At 68.1% G+C, this 14,822-nt stretch carries 16 protein-coding genes; 6 read left to right on the top strand and 10 right to left on the bottom strand.

The annotated features are described in order from the left end of the window. Positions 1-24 precede the first annotated feature (24 nt). The 5 genes from DES44_RS09200 to bamC all read left to right on the top strand — a co-directional run bounded on the left by DES44_RS09200 (position 25) and on the right by bamC (position 5,289). Positions 25-1,308 (top strand): MFS transporter, encoded by a 1,284-nt coding sequence (locus DES44_RS09200; RefSeq protein ID WP_058934682.1) that lies wholly within the window; start codon positions 25-27, stop codon positions 1,306-1,308. 271 nt (positions 1,309-1,579) lie between these two features. Continuing rightward, positions 1,580-2,383 (top strand): SDR family oxidoreductase, encoded by an 804-nt coding sequence (locus DES44_RS09195; RefSeq protein WP_058934681.1) that lies wholly within the window; start codon positions 1,580-1,582, stop codon positions 2,381-2,383. Next, entirely contained in the window at positions 2,380-3,048 is a 669-nt protein-coding gene (locus DES44_RS09190; RefSeq protein ID WP_083525498.1) for a class I SAM-dependent methyltransferase, read from the top strand. Before DES44_RS09195 ends, DES44_RS09190 begins: the two co-directional genes overlap by 4 nt. A gap of 135 nt (positions 3,049-3,183) precedes the next feature. Beyond that, positions 3,184-4,065, top strand: coding sequence for a 4-hydroxy-tetrahydrodipicolinate synthase (gene dapA, locus DES44_RS09185; protein WP_058934680.1), 882 nt, complete (start codon positions 3,184-3,186; stop codon positions 4,063-4,065). A gap of 69 nt (positions 4,066-4,134) precedes the next feature. Beyond that, entirely contained in the window at positions 4,135-5,289 is a 1,155-nt protein-coding gene (gene bamC / locus DES44_RS09180) for an NlpB/DapX family lipoprotein (RefSeq protein WP_232309979.1), read from the top strand. 308 nt (positions 5,290-5,597) lie between these two features. Here bamC and DES44_RS09175 read toward each other — a convergent pair whose 3' ends face one another. The 3 genes from DES44_RS09175 to DES44_RS09165 form a co-directional block, all read right to left on the bottom strand. Continuing rightward, on the bottom strand, positions 5,598-5,798 hold the full coding sequence (locus DES44_RS09175) for a hypothetical protein (protein WP_058934679.1): 201 nt from the start codon (positions 5,796-5,798) through the stop codon (positions 5,598-5,600). A 196-nt stretch (positions 5,799-5,994) separates the two neighbouring features. Continuing rightward, complete coding sequence (locus DES44_RS09170; protein ID WP_058934678.1) at positions 5,995-6,492, bottom strand: hypothetical protein; 498 nt, start codon at positions 6,490-6,492, stop codon at positions 5,995-5,997. Between the two features lie 20 nt (positions 6,493-6,512). Continuing rightward, entirely contained in the window at positions 6,513-7,649 is a 1,137-nt protein-coding gene (locus tag DES44_RS09165; RefSeq protein WP_058937337.1) for a JmjC domain-containing protein, read from the bottom strand. A gap of 240 nt (positions 7,650-7,889) precedes the next feature. On the opposite strand from DES44_RS09165, the gene DES44_RS09160 reads away from it, so the two are divergent. Beyond that, positions 7,890-8,411, top strand: coding sequence for an FKBP-type peptidyl-prolyl cis-trans isomerase (locus tag DES44_RS09160; protein ID WP_058934677.1), 522 nt, complete (start codon positions 7,890-7,892; stop codon positions 8,409-8,411). Positions 8,412-8,491: 80 nt separating this feature from the next. Here DES44_RS09160 and dut read toward each other — a convergent pair whose 3' ends face one another. The 7 genes from dut to cdd all read right to left on the bottom strand — a co-directional run bounded on the left by dut (position 8,492) and on the right by cdd (position 14,682). Beyond that, positions 8,492-8,941 (bottom strand): dUTP diphosphatase, encoded by a 450-nt coding sequence (gene dut, locus DES44_RS09155; protein WP_058934676.1) that lies wholly within the window; start codon positions 8,939-8,941, stop codon positions 8,492-8,494. 40 nt (positions 8,942-8,981) lie between these two features. After that, the gene (gene coaBC, locus DES44_RS09150; protein WP_058934675.1) at positions 8,982-10,211 is read right to left on the bottom strand and encodes a bifunctional phosphopantothenoylcysteine decarboxylase/phosphopantothenate--cysteine ligase CoaBC; all 1,230 of its coding nucleotides are present in this window, start codon (positions 10,209-10,211) and stop codon (positions 8,982-8,984) included. A 153-nt stretch (positions 10,212-10,364) separates the two neighbouring features. Continuing rightward, a complete protein-coding gene (gene trmB, locus DES44_RS09145) occupies positions 10,365-11,108 on the bottom strand; it encodes a tRNA (guanosine(46)-N7)-methyltransferase TrmB (RefSeq protein WP_058934674.1) in 744 nt (247 codons plus the stop codon). Positions 11,109-11,239: 131 nt separating this feature from the next. After that, positions 11,240-12,559: a thymidine phosphorylase gene (gene deoA, locus DES44_RS09140; protein WP_058934673.1), complete on the bottom strand. Its 1,320-nt coding sequence runs from the start codon at positions 12,557-12,559 to the stop codon at positions 11,240-11,242. 13 nt (positions 12,560-12,572) lie between these two features. Next, positions 12,573-13,337 (bottom strand): deoxyribose-phosphate aldolase, encoded by a 765-nt coding sequence (gene deoC / locus DES44_RS09135; protein WP_116001568.1) that lies wholly within the window; start codon positions 13,335-13,337, stop codon positions 12,573-12,575. 44 nt (positions 13,338-13,381) lie between these two features. Beyond that, a complete protein-coding gene (locus DES44_RS09130) occupies positions 13,382-14,239 on the bottom strand; it encodes a purine-nucleoside phosphorylase (protein ID WP_198164929.1) in 858 nt (285 codons plus the stop codon). Between the two features lie 11 nt (positions 14,240-14,250). Further along, positions 14,251-14,682, bottom strand: a complete 432-nt coding sequence (gene cdd, locus DES44_RS09125) for a cytidine deaminase (protein WP_232309978.1) — start codon at positions 14,680-14,682, stop codon at positions 14,251-14,253. Between the last annotated feature and the right edge of the window lie 140 nt (positions 14,683-14,822).

Genomic DNA, 14,822 nt, shown 5'->3' with positions numbered 1-14,822 from the left:
GCCGCTGACGCTACATTCGGGCCCATGAGCGCCCCGCCCCCTTCGCCCGCCGAGGCCGGCTCCAACGCCGCCCCCTCATCCGCTGCAACGCCAGCCGCGTCCCTCAGCCTCCAGCAGGTGCTGCTGTGCGGAGCGGCCATCGTCACCCTGTCCATGGGCATCCGCCACGGCTTCGGTCTGTGGCTGACGCCCATCACCGTGGACCGCGGCTGGACCCGCGAAGCCTTCTCCCTCGCCCTGGCGGTGCAGAACCTGGCCTGGGGCGCGGCGGGCCCCATGGCCGGCATGCTGGCCGACCGCTTCGGCGCCATGCGGGTGCTGGTGGGCGGCGCCCTGCTGTATGCCGCCGGCCTGGCCTTGATGGCGGTCTCCAGCACGGCGGCCGGCTTCCTGGGCAGCGCCGGTGTGCTGATCGGCCTGGCCCAGTCCGGCACGACCTATGCGGTGGTCTATGGCGTGATCGCCCGCCAGGTGGCACCGGAGCGGCGCTCCTGGGCGATGGGGGTGGCGGCAGCGGCCGGTTCCTTCGGACAGTTCCTGATGGTGCCGGTGGAGAACTGGCTGATCGGACACACCGGTTGGCAGAACGCGCTGTTCGTGCTGTCGCTGGCGGCCTGCCTGATCATTCCGCTGGCCTTCGGCCTGCGCGAGCCGGCGCAGACGCGCCATGCAGGCGGCCATCACCAGAGCATCGGCGAGGCGCTGCGGGAAGCCTTCGGCTACCGCAGTTTCCAGTTGCTGATGCTGGGTTACTTCGTCTGCGGATTCCAGGTGGTGTTCATCGGGGTGCACATGCCCAGCTACCTGAAGGACCACGGCCTGTCGCCGCAGGTGGCCACCGTGGCGCTGGCGCTGATCGGCCTCTTTAATGTCATCGGCACCTATGCGGCCGGCACGCTGGGGCAGCACATGCCCAAGCGCTATGTGCTGTCGGCCATCTACGGGCTGCGGGCGGTTGCCATCTTCATCTTCCTGCAGGTGCCACTGACGCCCTGGAGCGTCTATATCTTCTCGGCGGTGATGGGCGTGCTGTGGCTGTCCACCGTGCCGCCGACCAATGCGATCGTGGCCCAGATCTTCGGGGTGCAACACATGTCCATGCTGGGGGGCTTTGTCTTCTTCAGCCACCAGATCGGCAGCTTCCTGGGCGTGTGGCTGGGCGGCAAGCTGTATGACGCCACCGGCAGCTACGACATCGTGTGGTGGCTGGCCATCGGGCTGGGCATCATGGCCTTGCTGGCCAATCTGCCGGTGCGGGAAGGCGCCATTGCACGGGCCGCACGGCCCGCGCGGGCGGCTGCGGCTTGAGGGCGCTTGGCATGGGCCGCGTGGGACCTTCAGAGAATCCGGCTTCAGCGGGAACGGCTGCGGCCGGTCCGTCCGGCGGCAGGACTGGGGACGTCGGTCGGGCTCGTCACGGCAGGCCCTGGCTCTGGCCCTGGTTCTGGCGAGTGGCTGCAGCGCTGGTGCTGGCGCTGGTTTTCCTGGCCTATGCGCAACCCTCGCTGATGCAACACTTGGCGGATCAGGTCTGGGGCTGCTTCTGAGCCCCCATTATTCCAATCAGGGTGGAGACAACATGGTGGTGATCATCACCGGCGCCTCGGACGGCATTGGCGCCGAACTGGCCCGGCAATGGGCGCAGCGGGAAGGGTCCAAGCTGTCGCTGGTGCTGGCGGCTCGCAGTCGCGACAAGCTGGAGGCGGTAGCCGCCGAATGCGAGGCGCTGGGCGCGCGCACGCTGGTGCAATGGTGTGACGTGGAAGACCAGACGGCCTGCCAGGCCCTGGTCCACGCCGCGCTGGGCGCCTTCGGCAGCATCGACGTGCTGGTCAACAATGCGGGCATGTCGGCCCATGCGCTGTTTGACGAGGTCAAGGACCTGGCCTGGTATCAGCGGCTGATGCAGATCAACCTGTGGGGCCCGGCCTGGATCACCCAGGCAGCGCTGCCCGCCATCAAGGCCAGCCGGGGCCGGATCGTGGCTGTCTCCAGCCTGGCAGGCCTGCTGGGCATTCCCGGCCGGACCGCCTACAGCGCCACCAAGTTCGCCATGACCGGGTTCTTCGAGGCACTGCGCACCGAGGTCGCCTCGCATGGGGTGAGCGTCACCATCGCTTATCCGGGGGTCGTGGATACGCAGATCCGCTACCGCGGCTTCAATGCCCGGGGCGAGGCGTCGGGACACAGCAGCATGGACGAACGCGGCGCCATGAGCGTGCAGACCTGCGCCCGCCTGATCCTGAACGGCACCCTGGCGCGGGAGCGCGACATCGTCATGACCACCAAGGGCAAGCTGGGCCGATGGCTGAAGCTGCTGGCGCCGTCGCTGGTGGACCGGTTGGCCCTTCAGGCCCTGAAGCGGGAGCAGCGGCCGCAATGAGTGACCTTCCCCTGTCCGCGTCTCACACGGGTAGCGACCCGCTTCCATCGAGTCCAGCCGGTCCGGCAAGCTCACCGCACCCGCCGAGCCTGCAGAGTGCTCCGAGCGACTGGCTGATCCGCTGGCGACAGGCCTGGGAACGTCCCGGGCTGACCGCACTGGATGTGGCCTGCGGTTCGGGACGCCATGTGCGGGTGCTGGCCCAGGCGGGGCTGCAGGTCACCGGCGTGGACCGGGACGCCCAAGCGCTGGCCGGTCTGCGCGGCCTGCCCGGGGTCGAGACGGTGCAGGCGGATATCGAAGCGGGGCCTTGGCCGTTCGCGGACCGTCAATTCGACCTGGTGCTGGTCACGCACTACCTCTGGCGCCCCCTGCTGCCGCAGATCAAGGCGGCGGTCGCCCCCGGCGGCTGGCTGATTTACGAAACTTTTACCGATGGACAGCAGACCATCGGCCGCCCCGCCCGGCCGGAGTTCCTGCTGCGCCCGGGAGAACTGCTGGACGTCTGCAAGGGCATGCGGGTGGTCGGCTTCGAGGACGGCTTCCTGCCCCCCGGTGCGTTGCCGACGGCGGTCAACGGCCGCTATGTCCAGCGCGTTGCTGCCGTGCAGCTGCGCGGCACCGATCCTGTCACTTACCCGCAATATCGCCTGAATCCCGCCTGAACTCCGCCTGGGTCCCCTCTGACTCTCGTCTGAGTCCAGCCCCGGACGCCCAGGCTTGAAGACGGCGACGGCCCGGGTGTGTTCAGGAACGGTCCGCCGCTTCAGTAGAATCCGCCAGATCTCGAGGAATCCTCAATGAACGCAATTGTTGGCAGCATCGTCGCCCTGGTGACGCCGATGCATGAAGACGGCCGTATCGACTTCGACGGGCTGCGCGCCCTGATCGACTGGCATATCGACCAAGGCACCGATGTGATCGGTGTGGTGGGCACCACCGGTGAATCCCCCACCGTCACGATGGAGGAGAACCGCGAGGTCATCCGCGTGGCCGTGGAGCATGTCAAGGGCCGCAAGCCGGTGCTGGCCGGCACGGGTGCGAATTCGACGGCCGAGGCCATCGAGCTGAGCCGCTTTGCCAAGCAGGTGGGTGCGGACGCGACGCTGTCGGTGGTCCCCTACTACAACAAGCCGTCGCAGGAAGGCATCTATCAGCACTTCAAGGCCATCGCCGAGGCGGTGGACATCCCGATGATGCTGTACAACGTGCCCGGCCGCACGGTGGCGGACATGAGCCCGGAGACGGCCGTGCGCTGCGCCTCGCTGCCCGGTGTGTTCGGCATCAAGGAAGCGACCGGCAACATCGAGCGGGCCGCCTGGCTGATCAAGCATGCGCCCAAGCACTTCGGCATCTACTCCGGCGATGACGGCACCGCCGTGGCCCTGATGCTGCTGGGCGGCCGCGGCCATGTGAGCGTGACCGCCAACGTGGCCCCGCGGGACATGCATGAGATGTGCATGGCCGCCATCGAGGGCCGGGTGCGGGAAGCCACGCAGCTGCATTTCAAGCTGCTGGGCCTGCACAAGCAACTGTTCTGCGAACCCAGCCCGGCTCCCACCAAGTGGGCGCTGGCCCAGATGGGTCGCTGCGGCAACCATCTGCGTCTGCCGCTGACCCCGCTGACGGCCGCTGGCCAGCAGCTGGTGGGCGCCGCCATGAAAGAAGCCGGCCTGCTGTAAGCCTGCTCTAATCACTCACCTTGTTTCTGAATGCGGCTGGGCCGCGGTGACCAAACGGAGATGTCTAGCGTGACTCGTTCCCTTTCCGATACCTGCGCTTCCACCCCGGTGCGCCTGGCCTGCCTGGTGGCAGTGGCCTCGCTCGCGGCGTGCAGCTCGCTGGACAGCATGACCACCGGTGACAAGGTCGACTACAAGACCCAGGCCAAGCAGACCTCGGGCCTGGATGTGCCCCCCGACCTGACCCAGCTGCCCCGCGACACCCGTCCGGCCGGCGGCACCGTCAGCGCCGCCCAGCTGGCCAGCCAGCCCACCGCACAGCGCCCAGTCGCCGCCACCGGCAACTCGGTGGCCCTGTCCAAGGCGGGTGAGGTGGAATTCCAGCGCCTGGGCAACAGCCGCTGGCTGCACAGCAGCCAGTCGCCGGAAGAGCTCTGGCCGCAACTGAAGGCGTTCTGGGTGGAGCGTGGCCTGCAGGTGGAATCCGAAGATGCCGCCGTAGGCGTGATGGAAACCAACTGGGCCGAGAACCGCGCCAAGCTGCCGCAGGACTTCATCCGCAAGGCCATCGGCACCATGCTGGATTCGGTCTACTCCACCGGCGAGCGCGACATGTATCGCACCCGGGTCGAGCGCAACCCCAACGGCGGGACGGACATCTACATCGCCCACCGCGGCATGGTGGAGGTCTACACCAACACCCAGAAGGACGACACCGCCTGGCAGCCCCGTCCGTCGGATCCGGAACTGGAATCCATCATGCTGTCGCGCCTGCTGCTGAAGCTGGGCGGCAAGGAAGACGCGGCGCAGGCCATCGCCAGCAAGCAGCCGCAGGCCCAGAGCACGGACAGCCGTCCGGCCCCGGTGCCGCGTTCGCTGGGGGATGTGCCCAACAGCATCGCGCTCAACGAAGGCTTCGACCGCGCCTGGCGTCGGGTGGGCCAGTCCCTGGACCGCCACGGTTTCACCATCGAGGACCGGGACCGCAAGCAGGGCCTGTTCTTCCTGCGGTATGCCGACCCCAGCCAGGCCGGCAAGGACGAGCCGGGCTTCTGGTCCCGCCTGTTCGGGTCGGACAAGGGCGCGACCTCGGTGCGCTACCGCGTGTCGGTCAAGTCCGAGGGCGAGCGCTCCACCGTGGTCATCCTCGACGACAAGGGCCAGCAGCAGACCAACGACATGGCCAAGCGCATCCTGCAACTTCTGCTGGAAGATCTGCGCTGATCCGGGCACGGCCCTGGTGGGTCGAACGCCTCTGCTTAAACGCCACCTTCGGGTGGCGTTTTTCATGGGGTATTGAGTTTGCGAGTTTGCGAGCGAATACTCGAGCGGCGTGCCGTCGAGTATCCAACCCTGCCCCGAGTAACCCGGCCATCGCGCGGGGAATTGACCAGCCAGAGCAGCGGCAAAGGTGCCGGTAAAGCTCCGGCGAAGCATCGTCCAAGCACCGGCAACACACCGGCACAGCAGGGCCAAAGAAAAAGCCGCCAGGGCCAGAGCCCAGGCGGCTTTTTCAGGACGAGTGGATCGTCTTAGTTGCTCGCGGCCGAAGCGGGAGCCGAAGCGTCCATGGCCGGAGCCGAAGCGGCGTCCATCATCGGAGCCGAAGCGGGAGCCGAAGCTTCCGGAGCCGGGGTGGCGACCGGAGCAGGAGCCGGAGCTTCTTCCTTCTTGCCGCAAGCGGTCAGTGCAACAGCGGCCAGCAGGGAGGCCAACAGGATCGACTTTTTCATACTTGTCCTCAAGTAACTTTTAGACGAACAATCAATTACCGGTAATTAATGAAGTCGTACAACAGTCCAGGAGGACCACCGTTCGGTTAATCCAGGTCGAGTACGCATGCACGAGCTTCAAGCAGACCAAGACGGGGAAAACCTCGAGCGCTTTCCTCGCCTAGCCAACGATTATAGCCATCAGTTTGTAATCTCCTTACAAGCCTAGTGTGCTGCCTGCGAATGAGTCGTTCGAGCGTTGCTCAATAGCGTCAAACCATTCGAGAGTGGTCGCCTCTTCCCGGGCATTCCGCAAGCTCAATGAGGCGCGCGTGGGGGTCCATCGCTTGAACACCAGCAATCCGGGTGCCAGCACCACGCCGATGGGCGACGGCTGACTGCGCTCCACCGCCTCTGCACGATCGAATGCCTTGGCGGCAATGACGTGGTCATGCAATTGACGCCATTGCACAAAGCGCGGGTGGGCGCGGCGCAGCGGCTCATAGTCAGCCGCCAGCAGACGCAGTCGACGATGGGGCAGCGCCCAGCCGTGCAGCGCCTCCAGCAGCGGCCCGTCCGACAACGGCCAGTCGGTGAAATCGCTGTCCATCCAGCACAACTCCCGACCGCCCTGCTCCGCGCACAGCAGCAGGACCTGCCGCAGCAGTTGCTGAATCTCGTCCCGCGATTCGTAAACGCCGTCCTTCAGTTCCATGGTCGCTCCTGCAAGCAGCTTCAGTCCGCCTGGACCCACCCGTCTTCGGCCCACTGGTCCAGCAAGCTGCGGGCCCCCTCGCTCAGACGGGCCACATCCGATGCCGGCAGCCGCCGCTGATCGGCCAGGCGGCGCATCAGCGTGGCATCCCGGCCTCCGGCACGGAACGCGGCGCCGTTGATGAAGACATGGGCGCTGTCATACATCATCCGGGTGCGAGCATCCAGGCGGACATCGACCCCTTCCGGCAGGGCCTCGCCAGCCTCGAAGAACACCAAAGGCTTGGGCTCGGTCAGCGCCTCGCCCAGCGCCCGCTCCAGCGCCAACGGTTCATGCACCGCCTTGAGCACGGCTTCGCGGGCGAAGGCCAGCAACTGCTCGGGGATCAGGCCCGGCGCGGTGGTGGCCGGCTGCTTCGGGTCGGCATACATGCGATCGGACCCGGGAGCGTCGTCTTCATCCCCCTCATCCGTCAGCCGGACCAGCAGCTCGTTGGCCAGTTCCGCCCGCCAGGGGGAACGGAAGCCGACCGACGCCGTCATGCAGTCCCCGCCCACTGCCACGCCGTCATGGGCCCAGCCGGGCGGCAGGTACAGCATGTCGCCGGGCTCGAGGATGAAGTCCTGCTCCGGCGTGAAGTCGGCCAGCACCTTGAGCGGCACGTCGTCGCGCAGCGTGCCGGTGGTGGCCACGCCGCGCCGGCCAATATGCCAGTGACGACGACCGCTGACCTGGATCAGGAACACATCGTAGGAATCGAAATGCGGGCCGACGCCGCCGCCGTCGCTGGCATAGGACAGCATCAGGTCGTCCAGCCGGGCTTCCGGCACGAAGCGGAAGCGGCTGAGCAGGTCGTGAGCGGCCGGCACATGCAGGTCCAGGCCCTGCAGCAGCACGGTCCATTGCGGCTTGCTCCAGGCCGGCAGCTTGGCGATGGGCCCTTTGCGCATCGACCAGCGACCCTCCGCCTGCTGACTGACCAAGCGCGATTCCACCTCGTCACTGGCGGCCAGTTGGGCCACCGTGGCCCGGTCGATGGGCGGCTGCACGCCCGGCAGGGCCTGGCGCACCAGCAGCGGTTGCTTCTGCCAGTGGCGCTTCATGAACTGTTCCGGGCTCAACCCGCCCAGCAGCTCGGTGGGGGCGCTGATGTCGATGCCGCTGGCGCTGGCCGCGGCCTTGGCGGCAGTTGCGGCAGTCGATGGGGTCTTGGGAGCCTTGGCGGCTTTGGAAGTCTTGGCAGTCATGCCGGCATTGTCCCCGGATTGGCCGACGCCGCCGAGCGACAGCGGGGCTCCTTCGGGCTGCGCGCATCGATCCGCGCAAATCCCGATGCGACGCACTGCCCATGCCGCGCACCCTGCCCGGCGTCAATCGGCCCATGCGAGAATTGCCGCATGCAAATCACCGCCCCCTGCGTGGTCTCCCTGACGTGGAGACTGGAAGATGCCCAAGGCCAGTCCGTGGAAGAACTGAATCCCGCAATGGAATTCTTCTACGGCGGCGAAGACCTGTTTGCGAAGGTCGAAGAAGCCCTCGCGGGCCATGTCACTGGTGACGAAGTGAGCGTGGCGTTGCAGCCGGAAGACGCGTTTGGCGACTATGACAGCGCCCTCGTCTGCTTCGAGCCGCGGGACGTGATGCCGGAAAACGTGGTGGTGGGCATGCAGTTCGAAGGTCTGCCCGAAGGCGCCTCGACGCCGGACATGCCGGCCGACCGCATCTACACCGTGACCGAGGTCTACCCCGAGCATGTGGTGCTGGATGGCAACCATCCGCTGGCCGGCATCGGCCTGCGCATCCATGTCACCGTTTGCGACGTGCGCGAAGCCACGGAAGAAGAAGTCGAAGCCGGCACGCTGGGGGATTCCGGCTTGTCCGTGCTCAACGGTCCGGCCCCGGACGAACCCCTGCACTAACCCGCCGAGCCGGCGCCAGCGCCTGCTGAGCGCCGCACGGCTGGGCTGGGCTGGGCGTGTGCGCTGGCGTGTGCCCCGCCTCAGCCCTTGCCGGTGGACCCGAAGCCGCCCGTGCCCCGCGACGACGCATCGAAGTCGTCCACGAGGCGGAACTGCGCCTGCACCACCGGCACGATCACCAGTTGGGCCATGCGGTCCATCGGCTGCAGCGTGAAGCTGTCCTGGCCACGATTCCAGACGCTGACCATCAACTGGCCCTGGTAGTCCGAATCGATCAGCCCCACCAAGTTCCCCAGCACGATGCCATGCTTGTGGCCCAGGCCCGAGCGCGGCAGGATCATGGCCGCCAGTCCCGGGTCGGCGATGTGGATGGACAGGCCGGTCGGCACCAGATGGGTCTGGCCGGGGGCGAGGGTCAGGGGCTCGTCCAGGCAGGCGCGCAGGTCCAGGCCGGCGCTGCCGGGCGTGGCGTAGGCGGGCAGGTGCTCCGCCATGCGGGGGTCGAGGACTTTCAGGTCAATGGTCGTCATACGGGGCGGCCGTTCAGGCCGTTATTTCTGGCCGGTGGTTTCAGGCCGGGTAGGTCGTCAGTCGCTGGGCGATGTCACGCACCAGTTCGCGGGCCAGGGTGAGCTTGTCGGCACGGGAGAGTTCGCGCTCCCCGCGGGCGTCCACCAGCACCAGCGTGTTGTCGTCCTGGCCGAACGTGGCGGGGCCGAGGTTGCCGACGATCAGCGGCACGTTCTTGCGCTGGCGCTTTTCGCGGGCATGCTTGACCAGGTCCTGGCTTTCCGCGGCAAAGCCCACGCACAGCGGCGGGTGCGGCAGCGCGGCGATGGTGGCCAGGATGTCGGGGTTCTCCGCCAGCGCCAGGTGCGGCACCTGAGCCTCGCCGGGCGCGGCGTTTTTCTTGATCTTGTGGTCGGCGGCCTGCGCGGGACGCCAGTCGGCAACTGCGGCGGTGGCCACGAACACATCGTTGGAGGCCGCCAGCGGCAGCACCGCGTCCAGCATGTCCCGGGCGCTCATCACATCGATGCGGCGCACGCCCTGCGGCGTGGGCAGATGCACCGGACCCGCCACCAGGGTCACGTCAGCCCCGGCTTCTGCCGCGGCGCGGGCGATGGCAAATCCCATCTTGCCGCTGGAGCGGTTGGTGATGCCGCGCACCGGATCGATGGCTTCATAGGTCGGCCCCGCGGTGATGAGCAGCTTGCGGCCCGCCAGCACCTTGGGCTGGAAGTGCGACACCACCAGCTCCAGCAGTTGCTGGGGCTCGAGCATGCGGCCGTCGCCGACTTCGCCGCAGGCCTGGTCCCCATTGCCCACGCCCAGCACCACGGCGCCGTCGTCCTGCACCTGGCGCACATTGCGCTGGGTGGCCGGATGGGCCCACATCTCGCGGTTCATCGCCGGCGCGATCAGCAGCGCGCAGCGGTGCGCGGGACGAGCCAGCGCAGTGAGCGTCAGCAGGTCATCCGCACGGCCCTGCGACAGCTTGGCGATCACATCGCCGCTGGCCGGCGCGATCAGCATCGCATCCGCCTCGCGGCTGAGGTTGATGTGGGCCATGTTGTTGTCCGGCCTGGCGTCCCACTGGCTGGTGTAGACCGGACGGTTGGACAGCGCCTGCATCGTCACCGGCGTGATGAAGGACTCGGCGGCCTCCGTCATGATGACCTGGACGGTGGCGCCGGCCTTGACCAGCAGACGGGTCAGTTCGGCGATCTTGTAGCAGGCGATGCCGCCAGACAGGCCCAGCAGCAGATGCTTGCCGGCCAAGGGGTTGGATTCGGACATAGCGTGCGACTCTATCAGCGCGGGCCCTGCCCCGGTTTTCTGCCGGAACAAACACCGCGGGTCAACTGACCTTGGTCATGAGACGCCCCGTACCGTGCGCACACTGCGCGCACGAAACAGGACTGAAACACGGGCGGGACCGGACGGATGGTTCTACTTGCGGCGGAAGACCAGGTCCCAGACACCATGGCCCAGCTTCAGGCCCCGGTTTTCGAACTTGGTGAGGGGCCGGTAGGCGGGCTTGTCGGCGTAAGCGCCATCGGCGGCGGTGTTCACCAGATCCGGGTCGGCGCCGAGCACCTCCAGCATCTGCTCGGCATAGGGCTGCCAGTCGGTGGCGCAATGCAGATAACCGCCGGGCGCCAGATGCCGCACCAGGCGCGCCACGAACGGCGGCTGGATCAGGCGGCGCTTGTTGTGGCGCTTCTTGTGCCAGGGGTCGGGGAAGAAGATGTGCACACCGGCCAGCGAGCCTTCCGGGATCATGTGTTCCAGCACCTCCACCGCGTCGTGCTGGAAGATGCGGATGTTGGGGATGTTCTGTTCCCCGATCAGCTTGAGCAGTGCGCCGACACCGGGCTCATGCACCTCACAGCCGATGAAATCATGGTCCGGCAGGGTCTGCGCGATCTGCGCGGTGGCCCCGCCCATGCCAAAGCCGATCTCCAGCACGACCGGCGCCTGGCGGCCGAACACCTGCGCGGTGTCCAGGGGCCGCTGCTCGAAGGGCAGCACGAACCGCGGACCCAGCTCGGCCAGGGCCTTGATCTGGCCCGTGCCCATGCGGCCGGCGCGGACCACGAAGCTGCGGATGCGGGCGCGATGGGCGACGCCGTCGGCGAGGCTGTCGTCGCCGTCGCCATGGGGGTCAGAAGAAGGAGAGGTGGGAAGCGACATGGTGCAGGGGCGGAAATGACACCAGCCTCGAGGGCGAGGCTGGCAGGAAGCGCGATTTTAAGGGCCTTGGCGTGGGGCCGGCCGCTTGGGGGCCGGCCGCGTGGGCAACTGGGTGGCGACCGGCCAGCGCCTCAGGCCAGGCGACCCAGCACCAGCGGCGCCGCGGTCCACGGCGCTGAAGCGTCGCTCAGGGTGATGGCGGCTTGCAGGCGCGCGGCAGCGGCATCGGCCGCCTGAACGCTGGCCGCATGCACGTAGGCCAGCGGCTCGCCCGCGTCCACCACATCCCCCAGTTGCCGCACGCCATTGAAGCCGACCCGCATGTCCAGGGTGTCGCCCGGCAGGCGACGTCCGCCGCCCAGCTCCACGATGATCAGGCCGATGTCCCGCGTCTGCATGGCGGTCAGGCGCCCGGCTCGAGGCGCCGGCACCGGACGGATGACCGGGGCGGCGGGCAGGTGGCGTCCGGGATCCTCCAGCAGGTCCGTCGGACCGCCCAGCGCTGCCACCATGCGGCCAAACCGCTCGGCCGCCGCGCCGCTGTCCAGCGCGGCCTGCAGCGTCTTGCGGGCCGCAGGCAGATCCGGGGCCAGGCCGCCCATCAGCAGCATCTCCGCCGCCAGGGACAGCGTCAGCTCATGGGTGCGCGGGTCGCGAGGCACACGACCGGTGAGGTAGTCCAGCGCGCCCTGCACTTCCAGCGCATTGCCGATCTCCGCGCCCAGCACCTGGTTCATGTCGGTGATCAGCGCATGGGTGCGCAGACCGGCACCCTGCGCCACCTCCACGATGCTGCCCGCCAGTTCCTGCGCGAAGGCCGGCGTGGCCGCGAAGGCGCCGTTGCCGCATTTGACGTCCATGGCCAGGCCCTGCAGGCCGGCCGCCAGCTTCTTCGACAGGATGCTGGCGGTGATCAGCGGCACGCTCTCCACCGTGGCCGTGACGTCCCGCGTGGCGTAGAAGCGCTTGTCCGCCGGAGCCAGGTCCCCGGTCTGGCCGATGATGGCGCAGCCCAGGGTGCGCACGATCCGGTCGAAGTCCGCGGGCGACGGCGTGGTGCAGTAACCCGGGATGGCTTCGAGCTTGTCCACCGTGCCGCCGGTGTGGCCCAGGCCTCGTCCGGCGATCATCGGCACATGGCCGCCGCATGCGGCCACCAGCGGGGCCAGCATCAGGCTGAGCTTGTCCCCCACGCCGCCGCTGGAATGCTTGTCCAGCACCGGGCCGGGCATGTCCGGCCAGCTGAGCACCCGGCCGCTGTGCTGCATCGCGCGCGTCAGGGCCACCGCCTCGTCCCGCGTCATGCCCCGCAGAAAGATGGCCATGCCCAGCGCGGCCACCTGGCCTTCGCTCCAGCTGCCATCGACCAGTCCGCGCACGAAGTGCTGGATCTGGGTCTCGTCCAGCGAATGGCCTTCGCGTTTGGTGCGGATGATTTCCTGCGCCAGCATGGACCGCGGCCTCTCAGTACGCGCTGGGCACGGCCTGGCTGGCCTGGCCGGCGAGCACCGCCTCGATATCGTCCAGCAGCCCGCTGGCACCAAAGCGCATGCGGCGCGGCTGCAGCGCGTCAGTGCCCAGCGTGTCGGCCACCTGCTGCAGATAGCCTCGCGCATCCGCCACCGACCGGATGCCGCCGCTGGCCTTGAAGCCGGCATGTCCCAGACCGCTGGCCTGGATTTCCGACAACATGGCGCGGGCCGCCTCGGGCGTCGCGGACACCGGCGTCTTGCCGGTGCTGGTCTTGACGAAGTCGGCGCCGGCCATCAGCGCCAGGCGCGTGGCTTCCTTGATCAGGTCCTGCGTCTTGAGCACGCCGGATTCGATGATGACCTTGAGGGTCAGCGGGCGGGTGGCGTGGCGCACCTCCGCCAGGAATTCGGCGACCTCGCCGGCCTGGCCCTGCTGGAGCGCGGCATACGGCAGCACCACATCCACTTCCTGAGCACCAGCGCTGGCGATGTCACGGATCTCCGCCAGCACCCGCGGCAGGTCCAGGCTGCCATCGGGGAAGTTGGCCACCGCGGCCACCTGGATGCCGGCCGGCAGCGCGGCACGGGCCTGCGCCACGAAACGCGGCCACACGCATACGGCGGCCACCGGCCCGCGGCCCTCGGCACCGACGGCGCGGCGGCACAGCGCCTCGATGGTGGCGGGCGTGTCCCCCTCGTTCAGGCTGGTCAGGTCCAGGCATTGCAGCGCCAGACGCGCCGCTTGTTCGAGACTCATGTCGGTCTTCATCGTCAACTCCCTGCAGGCTGCGCCGCCCGATCTCAGGCGCGCAGCGATTCCATCGTGGCCAGCGAGGCCAGCAGCTGACCCAGGAAGGCCGCGGCGCGGTCCCCGGAAGCCTTGGCCTGCTGCAGCGTCAGCGCATGCGTCAGCGCTTCGTCGGACAGGCCGGCGGCCATGTTGGTGATCAGCGCCAGACCGCCCACCCGCAGGCCGGCATGGCGGGCCAGGATGGTTTCCGGCACGGTGCTCATGCCGACGGCATCGGCGCCCCAGGCGGAGAACATGCGGATCTCGGCCGGCGTTTCGAACTGCGGACCCACGGCCCACACGTACACGCCCTGCCCCAGCACCAGGTTGTGGGTCTGGGCGACCTTGACCGCCTGCTGGCGCAGTTCGACGTCGTAGGCGGTGCTCATGTCGGTGAAGCGGTCATTGCCCGGCAGGCCGGTCAGCGGCGAGCGCTGCGGCGCATTGATGTGATCGGAGATCATCATCAGGCTGCCCGGGGGCAGGTGCGAGCGCAGGCTGCCCGACGCATTGGTCAGCAGCAGCAGCTTCACGCCCCAGGCCTTGAGGCTGCGGATGGCGCCGGCCATGCCGGTGCAGTCGCCGCTCTCATAGGTATGGGCGCGACCGCGCAGCATCACGACCCGTTGCTGGCCCACCCGGCCGACGGTGATTTCGGCCACGTGGCCTTCCACCTTGGGCTGCGGGAAAGCGGGCAGTTGGGCATAGGGCAGGTGCTGCTGGTCCTGCAACTGCTCGACCGCACCGCTCCAGCCGGAGCCCAGTACGACGGCGACTTCCGGCGCGGTCTCGCCGAAGGTGGCCTTGAGCGTGGCGAGGCTGGTGGTGATGGCGGCTTCCAGGGCGGCGCCTTGCAAGGGCATGGACATGAGGTTCTCCTTCAGGCGTTCTTGAGATGGTCGGGGCCGAAGCTGGCGGGCAGCAACTGCTCCAGCGTCCAGTGGGCGCGCACGCCAGTGCTGTCGCCGGCGATGACGATCAGGTCGGCAGGCTGCGCGAACTCACGCAGCTTTTGGCGGCAGCCGCCGCAGGGCGTGATGATTTCGCTGCCGGCGCCGGTCACCATGACGGCACGGGCGATGCGTCCGCCCGCCATGATCATGTGGCCCAGGGCGGTGGTCTCGGCGCACCAGCCTTGCGGATAGGCGGCGTTTTCGATGTTGCAGCCGGCATGGATGCGGCCCTGCTCATCCAGCACGGCAGCGCCAACGAGGTATTTCGAATACGGTGCGTACGAGTGCTGACGCGCGTCCATCGCGGCCTTCAGCAATTGCTGCACCAGGGCGTCGTTCAAACCTGGAATCTGCATCATCGTTCCCTTCATTCTTCAGTGTCTGTTCAGTCGACACGGGGCGCCTAGCCCAGCGCGCGGGCATGGGCGCTGGCACGCTGAAAGCGTCGCAGAACCGCGCCGGGCGCGCGGCCTCGATGAACACGGTGCGGCCGATCGAG

Origin of the sequence: Roseateles depolymerans, assembly GCF_003387155.1 — a bacterium.
Classification (GTDB): domain Bacteria; phylum Pseudomonadota; class Gammaproteobacteria; order Burkholderiales; family Burkholderiaceae_C; genus Roseateles; species Roseateles depolymerans.
The sequence above is the reverse complement of the archived record's forward strand: the minus strand, read 5'-3'. Positions and strand labels throughout refer to the sequence as shown.